The following is a 22,682-nucleotide window of genomic DNA, read 5'->3' as shown; positions in this document are numbered from 1 at the left end:
CCGAAGACCTTACCAGCGATATTGGACTTTGCCGTAGACGTACGCACCTTCGTAACCGAAAGGCGAAACGCCGGGGTAGGGAAACGCGCCGTTGTTGTTCGCGGCAATCACCTTGCTCGGATAGGTATTGAACAGGTTGTCCACGCCGAGGGTGAACTTCAACCGGTTCACGCTGTAGTTCGCCGCGACATCGAAAATCCATTTGCCGGGAAACGGCTGATCGTAAGTAACCAAAAGATGTGTTCTTGATCTCCCGACATATTTTTGTTTTCCGGCAGCCAGGCGCAGTTTCGCACCGATGAGAGTCGATCGGTCTCCGGCCCTAACTTGTGCCCCCAGCATAGGCACGTGAGCGAACCCGCCGCCAATGAAAACGTCGGTGCTTTGCATAACTTGAGGTTGTGGGTGGGTTGCCGCGAACGGGCCGATTCGTGCGTCTTCGAATCGATGCCGATTTTTTGATGTGCTGTTTTTTTTTTCCGCGGTTTTGACCGCTCAAATCGCCGGTCACTGCTCGCGCGCGAGTTTTTCTTCGAGGACGCTGAACGCGGAACGTCCGCCGACGCGTTCTTCGGGCATGCCCGTGGCGAACCAGATCACGCCGGTGCCGCGTTCGCGGTCGAGCCACATCCCGGCCTGCAAGCCGTAAGCCGTTCCGGAGTGGCCGATGCGGGCGACACGGTCGCCGAACGGGTCGTCGCGGCAATTTTCGCCGTGCGTAGCGAGAATCTGCATGCCCATGCCCCAGCGGCAGAAGAAGCCCGGTTGATGGTCGGCGCTGTCTTCCTCATAGGTCAGGCCGTTGCGGCCGTCGTATTCCCAGAGCGGCGTGGCCATTGCCTGCACGGAGGCCGGCTTCAGCAGATGCACGCCGTTGAGGGCGAGTGTCCCGTCGCCGAGCAGCAGCATGCCGATGCGCGCGAGATCGACTGCCGAAATCCGCAGGCCGCCTTGTGGGCCGAACAAGGCGCCGTTCTCGCCCGGCCGATAGTGCGACAAGTCGCAGCCGCCGTTGCGCGCGGGCCTGACCGGACAACTCGGTTTGCGGCCGCGGTTGTCGTCCATGATCGGTTTGCCGTCGGTGTCGTATTGCACCGCCGCGCGGGCGGCGGTCGCTTCGCCGCAGGTGTCCCAGCCGAAGCAGCCGTCGATGCCGAGCGGCGCGAGCACCAGACGCTGCATCAGCCGATCGAAGCGCTCGCCGGTGATGCGCTCTGCGACCTGCGCCACGACCGGGAAGTTGAGATTGGTGTAGCGAAAGTAGGTTCCCGGTGCGTGTTCGCTGTCCCATGCACGAGGATTGTCGAGCGTGTCGCGCAGGCGGCCGTCGAGCGGGGTCTGCCAGTAGCCGGCGGCGTCGGTGAGGCTGGACCGGTGCGACACCAGCATGCGCAGGGTGATCGGCGCGTTCGGAAACGCCGGGTTGCGCAGCTTCCATCCGAGATAGCGGGAGACGTCGGCGTCGAGGTCGAGCTTGCCCGCCTCGACGAGGCGCATCACGCCGAGCATGGTCACCAGTTTGGAAATCGAGGCGACGCGCACCGGATCGTTGGCGGTGATCCTGCGCGCCGCCGCCTTGTCGGCAAAGCCTTCCGCTTGTACCGAAGTGATGCCGTCGCGATCGAAGCCGATGCGCACGCTCGCAACCGGGCTGTCGGCCCGCGCCGCAGCGGCAATGAAAAACAGGCATCCCGTGCACATCCGCAGCATGCGCCCGATGTTCATGCCAACCGCCTTCGTTCGTGAGCCGCTCGACAAATGAGCACGCGCCGTTTGCGCAGTCCTTCGTTTCGAATCACCGCGCGGAGAGCGGAGAATAAACTTCAGACGCGGCAGACGGCCAATGAAAAGACCTAGGCAAGGCATAACTCTATGTTGTGGATGTATCTGCCCAGGCGGTGCATCTTCGTTCTCGGTGTTGGAGCATCTTCGATTTATCTGCTTACAACAGCGCCCCCTTCCATCTTCGGCACCTCGCCCCGCGCTATGCGCCAGGGAAGTAAAATTTTTGAGCTGCCCGAAGAGCGGAATAGGGCGAGTCTGTCAGCCCTTGAATTGAAAATGTTTTAGCGTTGCGCAAGCATGCGTTGAGCGAGCTGCCGTACCAGATCGAGGAATCGCTTCTGCACCGGATTCAAAGGATTGTCGGGCCGGTGCATCGCATACAGGATGACGTCGAGATGCGGTTTCAGCGGGCGCATCTGCACGCTGTGCATACCGCCGCAGCGCGCCGTGAACGGATCGACCAGCGCCAGGCCTTCGCCCTTGGCGACGAGCGAATGGGCAAGCTGATAGGTCTGCACCCAGACGGTGATTCGCGGCGCCGGATCGACCTTGGCGAGGTGGCTCTGCAGCATATTGCCGAGCGCGTCGCGCACGGTGATGCCGATCATCGGTTGATTCGCCAGTGCGCCGATCGACAGCGGCTGGCTCAATTCCGCCTCGGGCCACCAGCCCGGCGGAGCGATCACCATGACTTGTCCGCGGCACAGCACGCGCTGGCGCAGGTTCTGATGGCCGGTGTCCTGCAAGGTGAGTCCGATATCGGTATCGCGCAGCGACAGCGACTCGCACATCGCCGCGGAATGTTGCGTGGACAGCTCGGCCGTCACGTCGGGCACGGCCTTGCGCAACAGCGCCGTCGCATCGGCGAGCAAAGTCAGGGCGAGAGTCGGCGTGCAAGTCACCCGCAGGGGACAGCTTCCCGGCTGGCTCATATTTTTGGTAAGACGTTCCAGGTCGTGCACGTCCTGGATGATCTTCTCGATCCGGTCGCGCAGCAGCATCGCCTGGGACGTCGGCTGCAGGCGCCCGCGCACGCGACTGAACAGGGCAAAGCCGAGCCGGTCTTCGGCGTGCTGCATCGCCTTGCTCGCCGCCGGCTGCGATATGTTCAACAGCTTCGCTGCGCCAGTGATGCTGCCGGTGGTCAACACGGCGTGAAAGAGTTCGATGTAACGCAAGTGCATGTGGCTTCCCCAACAATTTTGCCCGGCGGCGTCGCTGCCGGAGTCGAGCACAATTTACGACTGTAAGGCAAACGTCACACTGCGCGCCGATCGGTTCGACGCGCGGGACGAAGACGACCACAACCCTGAGTTATGCCTCGTGCCGGTCTTTTCATTGGTGGCTGGCGCCGGCCGCTGGTTATCCTCCTCGAAACTTTCAATGCCAGACGGACTCAGGTGGGAGCATGGATTTCATGACTAATGAAGGCGGAGCAGCCGCGCAGACTGTTTGGGGACCACCCTACCTGCTTTACCTGGGCGGCGCGGCCGACGATCTGGCCATCAAGACCGCGCGCGGCCTGGCCTATTGGCGGCCTGAGTCGTGCATCGGCCAGCATCGGCGCAGCGACTGCAACCAGACGCTCGGATTGCCCGACATGACGCCGGCGCAGGCGGTGGCCGCCGGCGCGAATACGATGGTCGTCGGCACGGCGAATGCCGGCGGCGTGATGGCTCAGGAGACCGTGGCCGATATCGTCGCTGCGCTCGATGCCGGCCTCAATGTGATTGCTGGCCTGCACCAGAAGCTGCGCGACAACGCGGAGATCGTGGCCGCAGCCAGGCGCAACGGCCGGGTGCTGTTCGATGCGCGCGAACCGAATCGAAAACTCTCCGTCGGCAATGGCCGCAAGCGCGCAGGCCGCCGTCTGCTGACCGTGGGCACCGACTGCTCGGTCGGGAAAATGTATACCACGCTTGCGCTGGAGCGCAGCCTGCGCAGCCGCGGCGTCGCCGCGGATTTTCGTGCGACCGGACAGACCGGCATCTTTATCGCGGGCGACGGTCTCCCGGTCGATGCGGTGATTTCCGATTTCATCTCCGGCGCGGCCGAACTGATCTCACCGGCGCGCGAGGACGGTGGCTGGGATCTGATCGAAGGACAGGGCTCGTTGTTCCATCCGTCGTATGCCGGCGTGTCGCTCGGCCTGCTTCACGGATCGCAGGCCGATGCCTTGGTGCTCTGCCATGAACCGACGCGCAGTCACATGCGCGGGCTGCCGCACTATCCCATTCCCGATCTGGTGCGTTGCCTCGAAGCGAATCTCTCCGCTGCGCGCCTGACCAATCCCGCGGTCAAGGCGGTCGGGGTCGCACTCAACACGTCCAACCTGCCGGAGCGTCAGGCGCTGATCGCCTGTCGCGAGATCAGCGACCGGCTCGGCCTGCCTTGCCAGGACCCGGTCACCATGGGCGTCGAGGTCATCGTGGACAATCTGCTTTCATGTTGCGCGGATTGAGCATCCAGCATCGCAGCTTGCCGTTGCGATCGCCGTTCCGCATCGCGCGCGGGGTGAAACACGCGGCGGACGTGGTGACGGTCGAACTCGATCAGGCGGGTTGCATCGGCCGCGGCGAATCCGTTCCCTATGCGCGCTACGGCGAATCCGTCGCGGCGGTGATCGAAGAAATGCAAGCGCTGCGGCACGAGCTTTGCGCCGGCATGGGGCGCGAAGAATTGCAGGCGCGCCTCGGTCCCGGCGCGGCACGCAATGCGCTCGATGCGGCGCTGTGGGACTTGGAATCGCGCCTCGGCGGCGTGCCCGTCTGGAACCGACTGGCGCGGCCGCCGCATTTGCCGCTGGTGACCGCGCTGACGGTCGTCATCGATACACCGCAGGAAATGCAGAAGGCCGCGGCGCGCATCGCCGATGCCGGTTTGATCAAGATCAAAGTCGACGGCGACGATCCTGTTGCGCGCATCGAAGCCGTGCGGCGTGCGGCGCCTTCGGCGCGGCTTATCGTCGATCCGAACGAAAGCTGGACGATCGATATCTTGCGCGACGCGCAGCCGGCGCTCGAACGCCTCTCCGTCAGCCTGCTCGAACAACCGCTGCCTGCGGACGCGGACGATGCGCTCGCTGAATTTTCGAGCCGGATTCCGATCTGCGCCGACGAGTCTTGCCATACCGCGGCGGACCTGCCCGCGCTGGCAAACCGCTATCAAGCGATCAATATCAAGCTCGATAAAACCGGCGGCCTGACCGAAGCCTGGCGTCTGTTGCGCGCAGCCAAAGCCGGCGGTTTCGGCATCATGGTCGGTTGCATGGTGTGTTCGTCGCTCGGCATCGCGCCGGCGCTGGAAATCGCGCGCGAAGCGGACTTTATCGACCTCGACGGACCGCTGTGGCTGGCGAATGATTACCCCGATGGCGTCCGCCTGCAGGGAAGCAGGCTGATGCCGCCGTCGCCGGGGTTCTGGGGCGAATAAGCCTTGCTGGGCAAAGCAGGAAGATCGCGGATTCAAACACCAAGAATACGAACAATAGGCGAGGAAGATGACGGAATCCGCGAGTGCTGCCGACGCGTTGTGGGACGGTGTTGACTTGCAGGCTGTGGCCCGGCGAGTGGGAACGCCGTGCTATGTCTATTCCGCTTCGATGATCCGGCAGCGGATCGACGCGCTGCACACGGCATTGCACGGGTTCGATGCGCTGGTGTGTTACGCGGCCAAGGCCAACAGCAATGTCGCGATCCTGCAGTTGATGGCGGAGGCCGGCGTCGGTGCCGACATCGTGTCGGCCGGAGAAATGCACCGCAGTCTGCGCGCCGGCATTCCGGCGCAGCGCATCGTGTTTTCCGGCGTCGGCAAGAGCGCCGACGAGATCGTCGAGGCGCTGGCCGCCGGTGTCGCCCGTTTCAATGTCGAATCCGAAGACGAGCTGCACCTGCTGCAGCGTCTTGCCGCAGAGCGCGATGTGATCGCGCACGCCGCGGTGCGCGTCAATCCCGACGTCGATGCGCTCACCCATGCGAAGATTTCCACCGGCAAATCGGAAAACAAATTCGGCGTCGGCATCGACGAAGCACGCCGCTGGTTTGCCGACGGCGCGCGATTGACCCACGTGCGCCTGGACGGCCTGCATGTGCACATCGGCTCGCAAATGCTGACTCTCGATCCGATCCGCACGGCGCTGCAGCGCGTGGCGGCGTTCTGGCGCGAACTGGCCGCTGCCGGTCACGTGATCCGCAGCATCGACGTCGGCGGCGGCCTTGGCGTGTGCTATCGCCCGGACCGCGAACGGCCGATCGCGATCGACGAGTACGTCGACATCCTTCGCCACGCGCTGGCCGGCTTCGGCGGCCGCATCGTGCTCGAGCCCGGGCGCTGGCTCGTGGCCGAAGCCGGTGTGCTGCTGACGCGCGTGATCCGCATCAAGCAAGGCCGGCAACGCCTGTTCCTGGTGATCGACGCGGCCATGACCGAACTGCTGCGGCCCAGCCTGTACGACGCCTGGCACGAGATCGTGCCGGTAATACCTGAAGCGCGCCCGCTGCAGGTCTACGACATCGTCGGGCCCGTCTGCGAAACCGGAGACACTTTTGCCGTCGACCGCGAACTGCCGCGCTGCGAAGCGGGCGATCTGCTGATGATCAAGACCACGGGCGCCTACGGCGCGGCCATGGCGTTGAACTACAACTCGCGGCCGCTGGCCGCGGAAGTGCTCGCCGATCGCGGTCGTTACGCTGTGGTGCGGCGCCGGCAGACTTTAGAGGATATGCTCGCCGGCGAACAACGCGCGCAGGAGTGGCAAGTCGCATGAGCCGTTTCGTCCAATCCGTCCTTTGCGCTGCCGTGCTCGCGCTCGGCGCGAACGTTGCGCCGGCCGCCGCGGACACGGATTCGCGCGCCGACTACGACCAAGTGATCGACGGCGTAGTCGCGCGCTATCACCTGCCGGGCATGACCGTCGGCGTTATCGACGACGGCAAGGTGGTCTACACGCGCACGCTCGGCAATCTCGCCTCGGGCAAGCCGATGGACGCGCAGACCTTGTTCCAGATCGCCTCCAATACCAAGGCCATGACCTCGACGCTGTTGGCGCGGCTGGTACAGCAAGGCAAGTTGCGCTGGGACGATCCGGTGACGAAATTCCTGCCGTCGTTCCGCATGTACGATCCGTGGGTCACCGCGAACATGCAGGTCGGCGACCTGCTCGTGCATCGCAGCGGCCTGCCCGAAGGTGCCGGCGACCTGATGCTGTGGCCGACGCCGAACCGCTTCACGCCCGAAGACGTCGTCGCCGGCTTGCAGTACCTCAAGCCGGCCTACAGTTTTCGCGCGGGTTACGCCTACGACAATACCTTGTACATCGTTGCCGGCCAGGTTGCGGCGGCGGCCGGCGGTGCGCCGTATCCGACATTGCTACGGCGCGAGATATTCGAACCGCTCGGCATGCAGCGCTGCCAGATCGGCACGTGGAGTCGCGAGGAGGTCGGCAATGTCGCGGACCCGAATATCTGGCGCGACGGCCGCTACACGCTCGAACCGGGCAAAGGGCCGATCGTGCAGCCTGCGGCGATGGATTCGGCCGGCGGCGTGCGCTGCAGTTTGAACGACATGTTGACCTGGGCCATGAACTGGCTCGCGCCGACGCCGAAGCAACTCGATTGGCTGTCGGCAGAACAGCGGCACAAAGAATGGACCGCCTATACCGCCATGCCGATTTCCAAGCGGCGTCGCGAATGGGACGGTACGTTGTTCTACGGTTATGGCTACGGCTGGCGCATCGCCGACGTCGACGGACAAATGACGGTGTCGCACACCGGCACGCTGTCGGGCATGTACTCGGCGATGGTGCTGCTGCCGTTGCGCAAGAGCGGCTTCGTGTTCCTGATCAACGCCGATGCCGATGCCGCGCGCAGCGTGTTGATCGAGATGTTGACCAAACATTTCACCGCGCCGGCGAAACTGCGCAGCGTCGCCAGTTACGCCGACGAGCTGGAGCGCGAAGAGCACCGGCAGCACGCCTCGCGTGTGCCGGACACTTCCTCGCGCAAGCCGGCGACGGTGGCGGACCTGAAGACACAACTCGGCCTGTGGCGCGACCCGTGGCTCGGCGAGGCGCGCATCTGTGCGCAAGGCGATACGGTGCGATTCGCCGCGGCGAAGTCGCCTTTGCTGAGCGGGCAGGTCATGCGCGTCGGCGATCGCTATCTGGTGCACTGGGATGACGACAACGTCGAAGCCTGGTTGCGGTTCCCGGAAAAGTCGGGCGGCACGCTGCGCATGGCCAAGGTCGATCCCGACGCCGACTTCAGTTCCGATTTTGAGGATCTGGCTTTCACGCGGGAGCACGCCTGTGATTAAGAACGCCGCATCGATCGTGCGTGGAAGTGTCGTCGCGTCCGCGTTGGCCTGGCTGATGCTCGCCGTCTGCGCGCATGCGCAATCGACGGCAACGGCGAATCGCGCCGATATCGACAGCTTGATGAGCCGCTACGCCGGCGACGGCGCGGGCGCATCGCTGCTCGTGGTCAAGGACGGCAAAGCCATCGTCCGGCGAGGATTCGGTTACGCGAATCTGGAAGACCGTATCAAGGCCGGACCGGAAACCAACTACCGCCTCGCATCGGTCTCCAAACAGTTCACCGCGGCCAGCATCCTGTTGCTGAAACAGGACGGCAAGCTGAGGCTCGAAGACCCGGTGCGCAAGTGGCTGCCCGAGCTGCCGCCCAGCGACGCCAAGATCACGCTGCTCAATTTGCTGACCCACACCAGCGGATTGATCGACTACGAAGACCTGGTTCCACCCGAGCGCAAGACTCAGCTCGACGACAACGACGTGCTGAAGATGATTGCTTCGCAGCAGCGGCTGTATTTCGAGCCCGGCAGCGCGCATCGCTACAGCAACGGCGGCTTCGTTCTGCTCGGCCTGATCGTTCAACGCGTCTCCGGCATGGATCTGGCCGACTTTATGAAGAAGCGCATCTTCCAGCCGCTCGGCATGGAACATACGCTGATGTACGAACACGGCCGCGGTCCCGAAGTGGCGAACCGCGCCTACGGCTACAGCGAGGCCGACGGCAAGTGGACGCGAACCGACCAGAGCATCACCAGTGCGACGCGCGGCGACGGCGGCATCTATTCGTCGGTCGACGATCTGGGTAAATGGGATGCCGCGTTGTACACCGACAAACTGTTGAATGCCGAATCGCGCAAGCTGGCGTTCACGCCGACCGATCCGATCGCCGACCCCGACGTCGACTATGGGTTCGGCTGGCGCCTCAGCGGCGACACGGTGTGGCATTCGGGCGAGAGCATCGGATTCCGCAACGTCATCGTGCGCTGGCCGAAGCAGCATCTTGCCGTGATCGTCCTCAGCAACCGCAACGACTACCAGCCTTATCCGCTCGCGCTCACCATCGGCGAACTGTTTCTGGATCGGTGACAAGAGGCGTTATCGCGGATAGGGAAGGGTGCGCTCCAGCATTTTCTCGGTTTTCGCCAGATCGTGAGAAAACTCTCAGGCGTCGGGCCAATAGCTGTCGAGATGGAATTCCTCGCGCACCGCGCGCAGCGCAGCGAGACGCTGCTCGGTGAGCAGGGCGCGCAACCGCTCCGGCGAGGTCTGCGGATACTCCGCGGCACGAAATCGTTGCCAACTGTCGACGTAGCGTAACCAGGCAAGCTCCGCCGCACGTAGGCTGGCCGGCGTCAACGGATCATAGACATCGGAGTTTTCGGCATGGGCACGTTCGACCGCCTTCGTCAGCGTGCGGTAGGCTGCGTTCAAGTCGCGATCGAGAGCAGCCAAGTCGCGGGTGGGCAATCCCGCTGGCGCATCGAGCGCCTTGATGGCATCAAGCAGTTCGCGGCGGAACTGATTCCGGATTGAGTCCATGCGTGCCGGCCGATCATTCTTGAAGATTTCGGCAGACTCGCGCCGGTGTGCGTAGACGTCCGCGGCCTTCGCCAGCAGGGCAAAGGCATCCCTGCGCGACGCTGACCACCGCGATGCAATTGCATGCTGCTCGCCGGCGATGCGCTGTGTTTCGATCGCTTCTTCGTAGCCCGAACAGATGTCATCGGCCGGCCAGAAAGGGGCGACGTCACAGACACCGACGGGCTTGCCAGTGTGGGCGTGCTCGTCGATATTCAGCAACAGCCGTTCGATGCCGTCGCGTTGCCATTCGATCAGGCAAGCGAAGTGCTTCGCCAATTGTGCGTTGCGCGGGACGCCGCTGCCGTTGGCATAAATTGTCATCAACATACCTGCGCCCTGTGTCGGCAGCGATTGTTCGCCTTGAGCGAGTTCGATATAGGCACACAAGCGTGCGTCGCGCGCATCGGCCTGCTTGTTCGCGAGGCCGTAGTACAAATCGATGGACGCGCAGTTGCGCAGGCGATTGCGATCATTCACTGTCGGCATGTCTGCCGCCGGCGGTGAAACAGATGCCACACTGCGGCAGGCTTCGATAGTCTCTGCCGCAGTGGCAAGCATGGCGTACAGCGACATCGCCGCTGCGATGCCAATAGTAAGTCGCATGACTCCTCCCGTCGTATGCGGCGAGCATGGTAACTCGTCGACCATTCGCAGAAAGAGAAGGCGTTCCCGGCGCACCTGGGATTTCCTTGTTCTCAGTCCAAGAGCGTTCGACCAGAGGCTGGGAACTGGAGCATAGGTCGGGTCGATTCATGCGAAACGCCGGCGCGCTAGATGGAGCCGATTTGCGCGCGCAGCCGCCGAGCACGATCGCGTCGCTTGTTCTTGTCTCGCTGCAAGTGAGGCATGCGACCCCGTGTCATTCGCCGCGAATTTTCCACGCAAACAAAATCGCTGTTACAACGTTGCAAGTGGGTTGACATCCGTATACCCCGATGGGTATCGTTCCGCCGCCTTCGGGATACCCGTGGCGCCTCGTATCAACACTATCCGAGAAATGGACAGTAGACCTCCAAGTCGAAGCGCTGGCGTCGGATTTAAAGATCCGGCACTGGCGCACCCCAAGTTCAACGCAAGCCCGATCAGCGATCGCATGCGGCCAGTCTGCGCTTTCCACGACTAGGAAAGTTTCGACTCGCCTCTCGCGCTGCACGGCGCTTGATGAGGTGAGTTATGCACAACTCGCGTTTGATTCTGCTCCGATGTGTCGGAGCGCTTTTATTGCAACGCCGCGTTCTCCACGCGGCTGCGATCCCGAATAAGCGTACGCTTCCGACCGGTATCCCTCCCGGCACTCCTGCCGTCTGATAGCTGCTCTGCGGGCAGCTCACGTAGGTATTTCCTTTGCGACCCGGATTCAGATCAGGGCCGCCTGCCTGCGCACACCTTTTTTTCGTCGTTGAGCGACGCGCCCTTGCGTGCACGGATCGTCGAGGTCCGCTCGCGGCCGTCGTTCGTCCCGACGACCCATTCCATTCGCCGTCGTGCACAACGACGACACGAAATCCCGAGGTCTTTCATGAGCAGTGTTCTCGAATTCAAAGAAACCGCCGATCACGCGGTGCTGGACAGCGCCCACGTCGGCGACATCCGCGGTGCGCTCGGTACGATCACCCAAGACGACCGCGATCGACGAACGACCTGGTGGGCGAGATGGCGAACTTTACTTGCCATCCTTGGGCCCGGCCTGATCGTCATGGTCGGAGACAACGACGCCGGTGCGTTCAGCACCTACACGCAGGCGGGGCAGAATTACGGCACGATTTTACTTTGGACTTTGTCCCTGCTGATTCCGGTGCTCTATGTGAATCAGGAAATGGTTTTGCGCTTGGGCGTGGTGACCGGGGTAGGGCACGCTCGATTGATCCTCGAACGGTTCGGCAAGTTCTGGGGTGCTTTCAGTGTCATCGACCTGTTCGTTCTCAACGCCCTGACCATCGTCACCGAGTTCATCGGCATCAGCCTTGGGCTCGATCATCTGGGGCTCTCGCGCGTGTGGGGCGTGGCGATTTCCGCGGGATTGATTATCCTCACCGCGTCGACCGGAAACTTCCGCCGGTTCGAGCGCTTCGCCTTGCTGCTCGTTATGGGCAGCCTGTTGCTCGTGCCGGTGCTGCTGATGGTGCATCCGCCGGTCGCCCAGATCGCGCATGGCTTGTTGATACCGGGCATGCCCAAGGATGCGCCGTTGAGCGAAGTCATGCTGCTGATCATCGCGATCGTCGGCACCACCGTGGCACCGTGGCAGCTCTTCTTCCAGCAGAGTTACGTGATCGACAAGCGGATCACGCCGCGCTTCATGGCTTACGAGAAGGCCGATCTGTGCATCGGCATCGCGCTGGTCATCGTCGGTGCCGTGGCGATGATCGCCTTCACTGCGGCGACGTTCGCGGGCAAACCGGAGATGGGCCAGTTCGCCGATGCCGGTGCGGTTGCCGACGGTATCGCCAAATACGTGGGCGAAGTGCCTGCCGTGCTGTTCTCGATCGCACTGATCGACGCGAGCATCATCGGCGCGGCTGCCGTGTCGCTGTCGACCGCCTACGCGATCGGCGATGTGCTGTCGTTGAATCATTCCCTGCACCGCAAACCGGCGGAAGCCAAAACATTCTACGGCGTGTATGCCGCGCTGATCGTGCTGGCTGCGGCGCTGGTGCTTATTCCCAATGCGCCGCTCGGCATCATCACCAATGCCGTGCAGACGCTGGCGGGGATTCTGCTGCCGGGTGCGACCGTGTTCCTGCTTTTGCTCTGCAACGACAAAGCCGTACTGGGACCTTGGGTCAACAAACCGCTGACCAATCTCTTTACCGGCGCCGTGGTCTTGGTACTCGTCCTGCTGTCGATCATTCTCACCGCATCGGTGCTGTATCCGTCGATCGGCAGTGTCGAAATTCTCGCAATTCTCATCGGTGGCTTGGCGACCGCCGCCTTGGTGGCATTGACTCTGGGCGTCGTCCACTGGCGCACGAAGCGCGGTGCTCCGGCAACGGTGCCGGCGACTGTGGAAGAAAAAGCAGCTTGGCGCATGCCGCCTCTACACAAGTTGCCGCCGGCCCAGATCAGTCTGCGGCGCAAGCTGTGGCTCGGCGTGCTTCGCGCCTATCTCATCGCCGCGTTGATCCTGGCGATCGTCAAAGTGACGGAGGTCATCTTCACAGCCGGCCAATGACGAATCCTACTTCGATGCCCGGTGACAAGGCCCGCGCGATCGACCACCGCTGACAACTTGGCATCCCTCTTTGCAACGGCAAACGCGACAGCGTTCGCCGCGGGGGATGCTGCGCCCCGAATTTTCCACGTATGCCAATTCTTCCGAGGTTACCTCCATGCATTCCCTCCCACCTACGACTACGTTTCGTTCACGTCCGCTGGCTTTCTGGATCGCGGTGCTTGCTTGTAGCGCCAGCACCGGAGCGCAGGCGCAAACCGCTCTTGCAATGACCGACGATGCCGACCGTGGCTCACCCTCCACGACGGCGATGCAGGAAAGTCCCGTCGAGACTTCAGAGCAGCGCTGGAACCTGCATTTTCAGACGACTTATGTGGGGCAGCATAAAAATCCGTTCAGCGCGCCGTATACCGGCCCGCAGAGCCTGATCCCGTCGACTGAAAACGGCTACACATGGACGGCCACCGTCTTCTTCGGCTTGCGTCTGTGGCAAGGCGCCGAGTTTTACGTCAATCCTGAAGTGGTAGTCGGTGATCCGTTCTCGCATCTGTTCGGTCTGGCCAGCATCCAGAACGGAGAAATCCAGAAAAACGGCGGCACCAAGCCGAAGGGCTATTGGGCGCGTGCGTTTCTGCGGCAGACCTTCGATCTCGGCGGCGAAACCGTGCGTGCGGAGGATGACGCCAACCAGCTCGCGAGTAACTATCAGACTCGTCGCGTCGTGCTCACGCTCGGCAAGGTCACCCAGACCGATCTGTTCGAGAAGAGTTCGTATGCCAACGATCCGCGTACTCAATTCCTCAACTGGGCGTTGATCACGCATGGTGCCTGGGACTATGCGGCCGATGCGCGTGCGTACACGATCGGCGCCGCCGGCGAGTTCTACTGGGACGAATGGGCATTCCGCGCGGGGCGTTATATGGAGCCGCAAGTCGCCAACGGCAGCAAACTCAACTACAACCTTGAGCGCTATCACGGCGATGTCGTCGAAGTGCAGCACGACCACACTCTCAACGGCTTGCCCGGCCTGGTGCGAGTGCTCGCCTTCCGCAATCGTACTTTTGCCGGAAATTATCTCGACGCGATCGAAGCGGCCAAGCAGACGGGTACGACACCGGACGTCACCAGCGTACGCAAGGACGCCGCCAAGATCGGTTACGGAGTCAGCTTCGAACAGAGACTCAGCGACGACATCGGTGTGTTTGCGCGCGGCAGTTCCGCGAACGACCGCATCGAAGAATATGCCTTCACCGAAATAGACAATGCATTGTCCGCAGGCGTTGCGATCAAGGGCACCCGTTGGCAACGTCCGCAAGACGTATTCGGCGTTGCCGTTTCCACCGCGGGCTTGAATCGGCAGCATCGCGCTTACCTCGCCGCCGGCGGGCTCGGCGGCTTTCTCGGCGACGGCCAACTCAAACACTACGCCCGCGAAAATATTCTGGAGGCGTACTACAACTATCAAGTGTTGAAGGGCGTGCAGATCAGCCCGGACTTTCAGATCATCGATAACTCCGGCTACAACGCCGACCGGCACGGCCCGGTCTACATATTCGGCGTTCGATTTCACGTCGGTATCTAGAGTCGATCACCGCTTCCCGGCATTGGCACTGCTGCTGCATCGGCGCAACGCGATGCGGCAGTTCTGTTCTCCGACAATGGCTGATCGGCTGCTCGGTTCGCGCAGCATCTTTTCGAGAGCAAAGCTTCCTGGGATATCTCAGCGGTGGACCCAGCCTCGATCGATCGGCCACGCCATTACTTGGCGATAGAGCCGCTGCACAAACCGGGTTGCCGGTTCACCGAGCGCATGCCAAAGCGGCAGAGTGATTGCATAGGCGACGGCAGCGACGCCGAGCGCGCCGAGCATGTCCAGCGGAAAGTGGACTCCCAGGTAGATGCGCGCCCAGGCGACGCACAGGCCGACCGCCCATGTCGCGCAGGCGAGCCCGACCTCGCCGGCAAAAAGCAGGGTAACGCCTACGCCGGCGAATACGGTTGCATGATCGCTCGGGAACGACGAATCCGCCGCATGCGCAAGCCAGGTTTGTCCGAGTCCGATCATGAAGGGGCGAGGATGCGGCCAAACGAGAGCGAGAATTTGGTTCAGGCCGATTCCGATCGACACAACCAGAAACGCCCTGAGCGCCGCATTGCGTTTGCGCTCGTCGCCCCAGAGCCACAGGCCAACAAGCAAGAGCGGAATCAAATAAATCAACGCCACTGCGATCACAATGGCGGCGTCGATCGTCAGGGGATTCGCATCCGGATGGGCGTTGATCGCCAGAAAGAGCGCTTGGTTCAGCGCCTCGACTTGTTGCATGTGGAATTCCTGTCGGGGCGTCGAATACGCGCTCGCTGGCTACGATTGCCAACGATCACAGCGCCCATCGAGTGCCGACAAACGCATTGCGCAGCAAATCATACCTGGGTGAGCTCACGCTCACATTCATCACGTGAGCGCGATGAGTCCACGCCAGCCGAGGTAGCCCGTATAGAGACCCACCAGGATGATCAGCAGGCTGGATACATAAGGTGCGCGGCGCGCCAAGGTGCCGAAACCACTCCAGCGCTTGGACACCTGACGTACGCTGAGCGCAGCGACCGTGCCCGAAGCGACGAGCGTCAATGCTAGCCCGATGCTGAAACACAGCACCAAGACAACGCCCAGGCTGAACTGCTTGAGCTGCAGGCACAGCAGCAACACCGTGATCGATGCCGGGCATGGGATGAGTCCACCGGTCAGGCCGAACAGGATGATCTGGCCGGTGGTGATGTTTTTGGATGCGAAGCGCTTTTTGATGTCGTTGGCATGCGCCAGCTCGTGCGCGTCTTGATAGCCCACGCTTGCCATATCGAGTCCGGCATGATCATGGTGATGATGGCCGTGTTCTTCGAATACCACATCGTAGTCGTCGCTGCGTTCGTGATCAGATACATGCAGGCGCGCAGTGAACTCGTGCGGCTCGGGAATCGGGTCCACCGATTCCAGATAGCCGTTTCGAGAGACGAACGCGAATCGCTGCGTGCTGCCGTCGTCCCGCGTCGTGGTGATCGATATCGTGTCGGCAGCCGGCGGCGAAGTCGCTTGATCATGGTGTTCGAAACGCAGCCGAAACCGCGGCGGCACGCCTTGTTCGAAGACCTCGATTGCCACGGTCCGGCCGTGGCCGAGTTCGACGCGCTTGGTCTCGTCGCCGTGATCGTGGCTATGGTGATGATCGTGCCCGCTTTCCAGATTCTCGCGTTGATGCTCGCGATAGGTGCGCCAGAGCATCCATAGGGCGATGCCGATGATCAAGGCAGCCGAGGCGAGTTGGAAGTAAGGTTCGGTTCGTTCGGCGTTGAACTGCGCGCCAAGATGCAAGCCCACGAGCGCAATCGCCCAGACCACCGCAGTGTGAGAAATCGTTGCGGACAAGCCAAGCAGCACGGCCTGAGCCACGGTGCCGCGAATGGCAACGATGAACGCGGCCATCATTGTCTTCGAGTGGCCCGGCTCCAGGCCATGCAGGGCGCCGAGCAGGACAGCACTCGGAATGAACAGCCAAGCGTGCCCGGCTCCTTGCTGGAGCAGATCGGTGAAGGAAGTCATTGGAAAGCTCAGAGGTACTTGGAAATCGTCTTGAATTCTTTTAGAGCAGACTTGGACGTCTTCATCACGCCGTCATCGAGACAGTGATCAATATGATCGTGGATGAAGGTTTTCTTCGCCTGAGTAATCGCCTTCTCGGCCGCCTGAAGCTGCATTGCGACATCGGTGCAGGGGCGTTCGTCTTCGATCATTGCAACGATGGAGTTGAGCTGACCGATAGCGCGCCGAAGGCGCTTGACGATATCGGGGTGAGTTCCATGCGGTGACAGTTTGGTGTGCATAGGCATACTATACCGGGGTATCCATTAAAGATATAGCTGTTTCGCCTTGCCGGTTCGGCAAAGGGCCAGCGGACCCCAACGCGACGCCGGTATCGCGACTGGCATCTGCCCGCGATAGCGAGTAGCATCCGCCACGTTATTGGGGAGTAGCCGACTCTCGTATCCCGAGAGGGAGCGCGTCAACACACTTGACCGACTGGTCATGGCGCGTTCAACCCCAAGGCCCGGCGAGACCAATGACATGCACCTCATCCGGGCTGGACGGGGCGTATGTCATTGGCTCATGCGACCGTCCGGCCCCAAGGATTTCGCCGTGTTTCAATTCTCTTATCGCACGCCCGACAGGCACGGGCTCAACCCATCATCGATTGCTTTGGTAGCTTTGGCAGGTTTGCCATGCTGACCACCGTCGTGTTGTTGCTGCTATCGGCCGGCGTGATCTATCTTTCATGCGAGTTTTTCGTCAACGGCGTCGAATGGGTCGGGCGACGCGCGGGCGTGGCGCAGAAAGCCGTTGGCACCATCCTGGCCGCCTTTGGAACGGCGTTGCCAGAAAGCGTGGTGACTTTCGTTGCTGTCGTGTTCGGAACCAACGAGGCCGCCAAGAACATCGGGGTCGGCGCAGCCCTGGGCGGTCCCCTGGTGCTGAGTACGGTTTCGTATGCGGTCGTCGGCCTCATGCTCCTGCTCACTGCGGGCAGGGCGCGCATCGCGGCGCTCGCCGATACCGACGGCCATCTGGCCCGCGATCAGGGCTGGTTCTTGATCATCTTCGCGCTCAAGGTCGGCTTGGGCCTCGTCGCGTTTTCGATCAAACCGTGGCTGGGGTGGCTGTTTCTGGCCGCGTACGCAGCGTACTTCTGGGTGGAGATGCGCCAAGAGGGCACACCGCACGAAGGCGAAGAACTGGGGCCGTTGAAATTTCGCCCGCGCGACCCTGCGCCGCCGCTGACCTGGGCGCTCGTTCAAACCGTCCTGGCCTTGGTGCTGATCTTCGGCGCTTCCCATGTGTTCGTGACGCAACTCGAGCACATCGGTCCGTGGCTGGGCATTCCACCCGCCATCGTCGCGCTGCTGCTCAGTCCGATAGCCACCGAACTGCCGGAAACCATGAACGCGATCATTTGGGTGCGTCAGGGCAAAACCGGCTTGGCACTCGCCAACATCAGCGGCGCCATGATGATCCAGGCAACGGTGCCGAGCGCTCTCGGTATCGGGTTCACGCCGTGGATGTTCGATCGGGCTCTGATCCTGGCAGCGGTGGTGACGATGATATCGATTTCCGGGTTGTGGCTACTGCTGCGGCGACGCGCCTTGACCTCGTTGCGCCTGATGCTCTTTGGTTTGCTCTATGGCGTGTTCGCCGCAGGGCTGGCGTTCGTCGGCTTCAGTCACTGAGCACGAAATGCAAAATCCTATTCCACCACAATCGCGGCAGCGTCCAATTTCCACGCATAGCTGGGAACCCAGCCGTGGCCGTATACCCCCACGTTCACGCTGTAGCGTCCGGTTTTCGCCGGGGTCCAGGAAAAACGGTAGCTGCGTGTTTCGCCCATGGCGAAATTTTCATTCGCTTGATTCTGCTTGTAGACGGCTTTCCCGGAGGCATCCCAGATTTCCATCTCGACGACGCTATCCGGTGCCACGGAACCCTCGTCTTTCGCGGTGATGACAATCGATAGCGGGCCGCCGTCGATCTTCGCCGAAGCCGGCGCTTCTGCACTGAGGCGAAAGGGAGGAATGGAAAACCCGCGGTCATAGAAACCCGCGATCTTCAAGGCGAATGATTCCAAATTGGCACGATCGGAGTTGGCCAGCACGATCACGGTCAGCTTGCCGTCGTCGAGCCGCTCGTAGTCCGAGCGGAAGCCTGGGAATTGGCCGTTATGGTGAATGCGCGAGTGGGTCAGAAACGAGTCGATGCCCCAACCGAAACCGTAGGTGGTTTGCTTTCCGCTCTTCAATGTGGCCGGCGTCCAGGCGAGCTTGCGGTTGGCCGTGGACACCGGGCTGCCGTGGGCCAGATACGCATCCCATTTGGCAAGATCCAACACTGTGGACAGGAAGGCGCCGCTCGGTCGTATCGCGATCCAGTCTTCGGCGTTGGTCATGCGCCCGTCGGTCCATTGGTAGCCTCTCGCACGATTCGGGACGATCTCGACCGCGGTCGTTGTCCGCGTCGATGTCATGTGCGCGGGCGCAAACAGTTTTGCTGCAATGAATCGGTCCCAAGGTTCGCCGCTGGCTTTGGTGACGATCTCGGCCAGAATGTAGTAGCCGACATTGGAATAGAGCCACCCCTCACCGGGCGGGAACTTGAGTGGTACGGGATAGGTTGCTTCGATGACGTCTGCTATCGCCTGCTCTTGGTAGGGATGGTACTCGGGAGGGTCGCGCACGATTCCCGAGGTGTGGGTCAGAAGATTCCTGATCGTTATGCCTTTCCAGTTTTCGGGCCTGCCGGGCAGATACTTGGTCACATCGTCGTCCAGCGACAGCTTTCCGTCCTGTGCGAGAAGAAGCACGGCATCGGCGATCACCATCTTGCTCAGTGAGGCCGTCTTGTAGACCGTTGCGGCGGTTGCGGGAGTATTCGTCTCCAAGTCCGCCATCCCGTAGCCCTTCGCGGCGAAGAGAACGCCGTCACGCACTACGGCGATCGACAGGCCGGGGATATGTTCATCGCGCATGAACTTTGCAATGAATTCCTCTGGATTGTCTTTTGCGCGTGCGCCAGGGCTGACGGCATATGCGGCAAGGAGACCCGGTACCAGGATGCACGCAGCAATCTGCTTTGCAGTTCTCCAGGCATCTCTATGGATCATGGCGATCTCGTCTGGCAATCGGCGAACGGAATCGAAACGCCGGCATTCACGCCCTCGATTCGAAAAGGACGTCACGGTATTGAGATCAAAGATGCCATTGCCGGCAAAAACGTCGCGATCCGCGCTCAGGCAGCCGAATTCTTTTCCCGACCGGCGCGGCTACGGCAAAGCGGGGCGCCGGGTCCGAGTGCGATCAAAAGAGTTCAAGGCGTTCTGAACGGCAGGGACTACGGCGCCTGCGCAATCCTCGTCAGCTCTTGAAGCGAATCGGAGTGCTGACGACGACTCAAAGCGCTGCGCCTGCGCTCAGCGCAAAAACATGCGCTAAGGTTCTAGGGTGATCAGCCACCAGTCCGGCAGGGCGCCAAGGCGGAGCGGGAAAGTACCTGATCCGACTCCTGCCGTCACGACGGTGGTACGCGCGCCATCGCGAACGATCCCGCAGCGATAGCGGGGATTGTAGAGCTGTCGCCAATGATCGCTCGGCGCATACATGACGAGCGGGCCGATCCATGGCAGAACGACCTGGCCGCAATGGGTATGTCCGGCGAGGACGAGAGGCTGACTGGCGGGCAGGTCGGGGGCGATATCCGGAGAATGGGTCAGCACGATCGGAACGCCTCCGATGCTGTGTGCCGCGGCCAGCGAGGATGGCGCATCGTCGTGGCCGGAGAAGCGGTCTCCGATACCGACGATGGCGAACGGCCCGCGCCGGACCGCCTGATTTTCGAGAACGGTAACGCCCGCCTCGGCCAATGCGGCGCGCACCGCGTCCGGCGCGGTCCAGTGGTCGTGGTTGCCGAGCACCGCCAGCACTCCGAGCGGGGCGCGCAGACGCGCAAAGGGCGCGGTCAGCCCGGCGGCCCGATCGGCAGCGCCGCTTGCGTCATGACCGGTGACGAAATCGCCCGCCAAAAGAATCAGGTCGGGCTGCGACGTATTGACCTCACTGATGATTTCGCCAAGCCGTTCCGGCGTCATGCCGCGGTTGCCGAGATGAATGTCGGCGAGCAGCGCGATCTTTAGCGAACGTGAGCTGCTCGGAAGCCCGGCCAGATGCAGCGTTGTCTCCCGCATGACCGGTGTCGATCGTGCGTTGCCTATTCCGATCAGAATCAGGGTCGTGAGGGCCGCCAACGATAGGCCGATAACACCGAGTAACCAGCGCCGGACCGCCCGTGTCATTCGACTTCTTTTCCCGATCATCGCTTTACCCGACATCTCCAGGGCGCCAATCGGTACTGAGAACTGCGGCCGAGTCCGGCATGGTGGAAGTCTTTGCAAGGCGCAAGATCATAGCGAATCGGCAGGGGTGTAGTCGTTTAGCAGTTCTTGGGAATGGCGCACCTTGCTTTGGCAGCCAAAGGCGATTCATATCGATAGTGGAGCACGGTGATGCGGCCGTCAGGGATCGGCGTTCGCTTCACTGTCGTCCGCAAGCGCTTCGCCCGATTAGTGAGAGGCGCCGCGAATGATCATGGATGCTGTAGACGTGCGAGCGCGAATAATCCGCAGGCGGCTGAAAAAATAATGTTGTTTGCTTCCCGGCACGCTGGTGCGGGCTTCCCGCGCGTGTCATCTTTGATCCATGGAAGCGGTGAACGTTCTCATCTTGAAGCTGCGCAAATTGCTGCACAGTCGCGGCAGGACCAGTGACGAGACCGACGAAGCGATCCAGGAAGCGTTCCTCCGATTGCAACGCTACCGACAGGATCGACACGTACAGGAGCCTGAGGCTTTTCTGGTACGCACCGTCATCAACGTGGTCGCGGACGACATTCGCCGGCGCTCGCGTTGGCGTCCGGTCTCGCTTGCAGAAGTAGAGGCGCTTCCGCTTGCGCAAACGGGTTCGGCACCGGACGACGTGGTTCTCGGGCAGCAGAGGTTGCGCGGCCTGCGTGCAGGGCTGGATCAGTTGAGTCCGCGTACGCGCGAGATATTTTTGCTGCATCGCGTCGAGGGCTACAGTCATGCTCAGATCGCGGCACGTATGGGGGTTACCGTCAGTGCGGTGGAGAAGCAGGTGGCGAAGGCGGTCTTGTTCCTGGCCGAGTGGATGGATCGTATATGAGCAATCGAATGACTCCACCTCGTCCATCACGCGCCGCCTACGCTGAAGCCGCGGCTTGGTTGGCTCAGTTGCATGGAGCAGGCCGGGACGCCGAACTCGAAGCGGACTTTCGGGCGTGGCTCAAAGCGGGCTCCGGCGATCACGCCAGAGCGTTCGAGCGGGTGACCGAAATTTGGGACACGGCCGGCCAAGTCGATATTCGCGGTCTGGCGCGCGTTGCCGCGCCGAGTGCTCGCGAAAGAAAGCCCCCGCGTTGGCGCTTGGCGGCGGCAGCGCTGGTGCTGAGCGCTCTCGGATTGGGGGTGTTCCTGCTTCTGCCGCGCGGCGTGCAGTACACGACGGGAATGGGCGAGCAGCGTAGCGTTCGCCTGAACGACGGCACCCGGCTTTCCATGAACCAGGACAGCGCCGTCGACGTCGACTACGGCGCACGCGAGCGCATCGTGCATTTGTCGCGCGGCGAAGTGTTGTTCGAGGTGGCGCATGATGCGCAGCACCCCTTCGTCGTCTTGGTCGGCGATCGCACAGTGACCGCACTGGGCACATCATTCGTCGTTCGCAAAGAGCCCGACGAAATGGATGTGACGCTGCTCGAAGGCAAGGTCAGCGTGGCGTCGTTGTCGGCCGCGAAAGTTTCATGGGCCGTCGAGAAAGAGCAGGGCGCGATCACGCTCAAGCCCGGTCAATACTTGCGCGTACGGGCGGGCGAACGACCGCAACTGGACGTCCGACGTGCGGACGCGGCGACTGCCTGGCGTCGCGGCGAAGTGATTCTCGACGGCACTCCGCTCGGCGAAGCCGTCGCGGAAATGAATCGCTACGATCCGCGTCGCGTGCAAATCGACGACGCCGATCTTGGACAAGTTCGCGTCAGCGGTATCTACCGCACCGGAGACAACCTCGATTTCGCCCAATCCGTTGCGTCGATATACGGGCTCAAGGTGAAAGAAGAAGCCGGCCATATACGCTTGACCAGGCAATGAACGACGCGGCTCGCCGCGCAGCCTGCTCATTTCGAAAAAAATTTTTCGTTCTGCTGAGGGTTGGCTACAGTCGGTCGTCTAC

Annotated in this window: 20 protein-coding genes and 1 riboswitch; of the genes, 11 read left to right on the top strand and 9 right to left on the bottom strand. The window is 62.0% G+C overall.

The window, feature by feature from the left end; translation table 11 throughout:
* Positions 1-9: 9 nt before the first annotated feature.
* The 3 genes from FFS30_RS24205 to FFS30_RS08185 all read right to left on the bottom strand — a co-directional run bounded on the left by FFS30_RS24205 (position 10) and on the right by FFS30_RS08185 (position 2,969).
* Complete coding sequence (locus tag FFS30_RS24205; protein ID WP_249352315.1) at positions 10-234, bottom strand: TonB-dependent receptor; 225 nt, start codon at positions 232-234, stop codon at positions 10-12.
* A gap of 273 nt (positions 235-507) precedes the next feature.
* Positions 508-1,725 carry a serine hydrolase domain-containing protein gene (locus FFS30_RS08190; RefSeq protein WP_137912668.1) on the bottom strand — a complete coding sequence of 406 codons (1,218 nt, stop codon included), beginning with the start codon at positions 1,723-1,725 and terminating at the stop codon, positions 508-510.
* A gap of 341 nt (positions 1,726-2,066) precedes the next feature.
* Positions 2,067-2,969 carry a LysR family transcriptional regulator gene (locus tag FFS30_RS08185; protein ID WP_137912667.1) on the bottom strand — a complete coding sequence of 301 codons (903 nt, stop codon included), beginning with the start codon at positions 2,967-2,969 and terminating at the stop codon, positions 2,067-2,069.
* A 233-nt stretch (positions 2,970-3,202) separates the two neighbouring features.
* Here FFS30_RS08185 and dgcN point away from each other — a divergent pair, with 233 nt between their 5' ends.
* The 5 genes from dgcN (at position 3,203) to FFS30_RS08160 (ending at position 9,178) form a co-directional block, all read left to right on the top strand.
* The gene (dgcN, locus tag FFS30_RS08180) at positions 3,203-4,246 is read left to right on the top strand and encodes an N-acetyltransferase DgcN (RefSeq protein WP_137913523.1); all 1,044 of its coding nucleotides are present in this window, start codon (positions 3,203-3,205) and stop codon (positions 4,244-4,246) included.
* Complete coding sequence (gene dgcA / locus FFS30_RS08175; RefSeq protein WP_137912666.1) at positions 4,231-5,217, top strand: N-acetyl-D-Glu racemase DgcA; 987 nt, start codon at positions 4,231-4,233, stop codon at positions 5,215-5,217. Before dgcN ends, dgcA begins: the two co-directional genes overlap by 16 nt.
* A gap of 67 nt (positions 5,218-5,284) precedes the next feature.
* Entirely contained in the window at positions 5,285-6,550 is a 1,266-nt protein-coding gene (gene lysA / locus FFS30_RS08170) for a diaminopimelate decarboxylase (RefSeq protein ID WP_137912665.1), read from the top strand.
* Complete coding sequence (locus FFS30_RS08165) at positions 6,547-8,097, top strand: serine hydrolase domain-containing protein (RefSeq protein WP_171014500.1); 1,551 nt, start codon at positions 6,547-6,549, stop codon at positions 8,095-8,097. Before lysA ends, FFS30_RS08165 begins: the two co-directional genes overlap by 4 nt.
* Entirely contained in the window at positions 8,090-9,178 is a 1,089-nt protein-coding gene (locus tag FFS30_RS08160; RefSeq protein WP_343182323.1) for a serine hydrolase domain-containing protein, read from the top strand. Before FFS30_RS08165 ends, FFS30_RS08160 begins: the two co-directional genes overlap by 8 nt.
* Positions 9,179-9,253: 75 nt before the next feature.
* Here the strand turns inward: FFS30_RS08160 and FFS30_RS08155 are convergent, their stop codons facing one another.
* Entirely contained in the window at positions 9,254-10,246 is a 993-nt protein-coding gene (locus FFS30_RS08155; protein ID WP_137912663.1) for a lysozyme inhibitor LprI family protein, read from the bottom strand.
* A gap of 826 nt (positions 10,247-11,072) precedes the next feature.
* On the opposite strand from FFS30_RS08155, the gene FFS30_RS08150 reads away from it, so the two are divergent.
* Entirely contained in the window at positions 11,073-12,845 is a 1,773-nt protein-coding gene (locus tag FFS30_RS08150; protein ID WP_249352313.1) for an NRAMP family divalent metal transporter, read from the top strand.
* Positions 12,846-13,113: 268 nt separating this feature from the next.
* On the top strand, positions 13,114-14,427 hold the full coding sequence (locus tag FFS30_RS08145) for a carbohydrate porin (RefSeq protein WP_249352311.1): 1,314 nt from the start codon (positions 13,114-13,116) through the stop codon (positions 14,425-14,427).
* Between the two features lie 138 nt (positions 14,428-14,565).
* Here the strand turns inward: FFS30_RS08145 and FFS30_RS08140 are convergent, their stop codons facing one another.
* From FFS30_RS08140 to FFS30_RS08130, 3 genes are all read right to left on the bottom strand, one after another.
* Positions 14,566-15,168, bottom strand: a complete 603-nt coding sequence (locus FFS30_RS08140; protein WP_137912661.1) for a phosphatase PAP2 family protein — start codon at positions 15,166-15,168, stop codon at positions 14,566-14,568.
* A gap of 129 nt (positions 15,169-15,297) precedes the next feature.
* Positions 15,298-16,440: a nickel/cobalt efflux transporter gene (locus FFS30_RS08135; protein ID WP_137912660.1), complete on the bottom strand. Its 1,143-nt coding sequence runs from the start codon at positions 16,438-16,440 to the stop codon at positions 15,298-15,300.
* 8 nt (positions 16,441-16,448) lie between these two features.
* On the bottom strand, positions 16,449-16,721 hold the full coding sequence (locus FFS30_RS08130; RefSeq protein WP_283235202.1) for a metal-sensing transcriptional repressor: 273 nt from the start codon (positions 16,719-16,721) through the stop codon (positions 16,449-16,451).
* A 129-nt stretch (positions 16,722-16,850) separates the two neighbouring features.
* A riboswitch (yybP-ykoY riboswitch) is annotated at positions 16,851-17,014 on the top strand.
* Positions 17,015-17,117: 103 nt separating this feature from the next.
* Here FFS30_RS08130 and FFS30_RS08125 point away from each other — a divergent pair.
* Entirely contained in the window at positions 17,118-18,119 is a 1,002-nt protein-coding gene (locus tag FFS30_RS08125) for a sodium:calcium antiporter (protein ID WP_137912659.1), read from the top strand.
* A 17-nt stretch (positions 18,120-18,136) separates the two neighbouring features.
* Here the strand turns inward: FFS30_RS08125 and FFS30_RS08120 are convergent, their stop codons facing one another.
* Positions 18,137-19,546, bottom strand: a complete 1,410-nt coding sequence (locus FFS30_RS08120) for a serine hydrolase domain-containing protein (protein WP_137912658.1) — start codon at positions 19,544-19,546, stop codon at positions 18,137-18,139.
* Here FFS30_RS08120 and FFS30_RS08115 point away from each other — a divergent pair.
* Complete coding sequence (locus tag FFS30_RS08115; protein WP_137912657.1) at positions 19,538-19,807, top strand: hypothetical protein; 270 nt, start codon at positions 19,538-19,540, stop codon at positions 19,805-19,807. The two genes, FFS30_RS08120 and FFS30_RS08115, sit on opposite strands and share 9 nt — an antisense overlap.
* 63 nt (positions 19,808-19,870) lie before the next feature.
* Here FFS30_RS08115 and FFS30_RS08110 read toward each other — a convergent pair whose 3' ends face one another.
* On the bottom strand, positions 19,871-20,752 hold the full coding sequence (locus FFS30_RS08110) for a metallophosphoesterase (RefSeq protein WP_171014499.1): 882 nt from the start codon (positions 20,750-20,752) through the stop codon (positions 19,871-19,873).
* Between the two features lie 382 nt (positions 20,753-21,134).
* On the opposite strand from FFS30_RS08110, the gene FFS30_RS08105 reads away from it, so the two are divergent.
* Both FFS30_RS08105 and FFS30_RS08100 read left to right on the top strand, forming a co-directional pair.
* A complete protein-coding gene (locus FFS30_RS08105; protein WP_137912655.1) occupies positions 21,135-21,617 on the top strand; it encodes an RNA polymerase sigma factor in 483 nt (160 codons plus the stop codon).
* A gap of 278 nt (positions 21,618-21,895) precedes the next feature.
* On the top strand, positions 21,896-22,600 hold the full coding sequence (locus FFS30_RS08100) for a FecR domain-containing protein (protein WP_249352309.1): 705 nt from the start codon (positions 21,896-21,898) through the stop codon (positions 22,598-22,600).
* Positions 22,601-22,682 lie beyond the last annotated feature (82 nt).

The organism is Rudaea sp. 3F27F6 (assembly GCF_005503555.1).
GTDB lineage: Bacteria > Pseudomonadota > Gammaproteobacteria > Xanthomonadales > Rhodanobacteraceae > Rudaea.
Note: the sequence above shows the minus strand (reverse complement) of the source record. Positions and strands in the feature narration are given on the sequence as shown.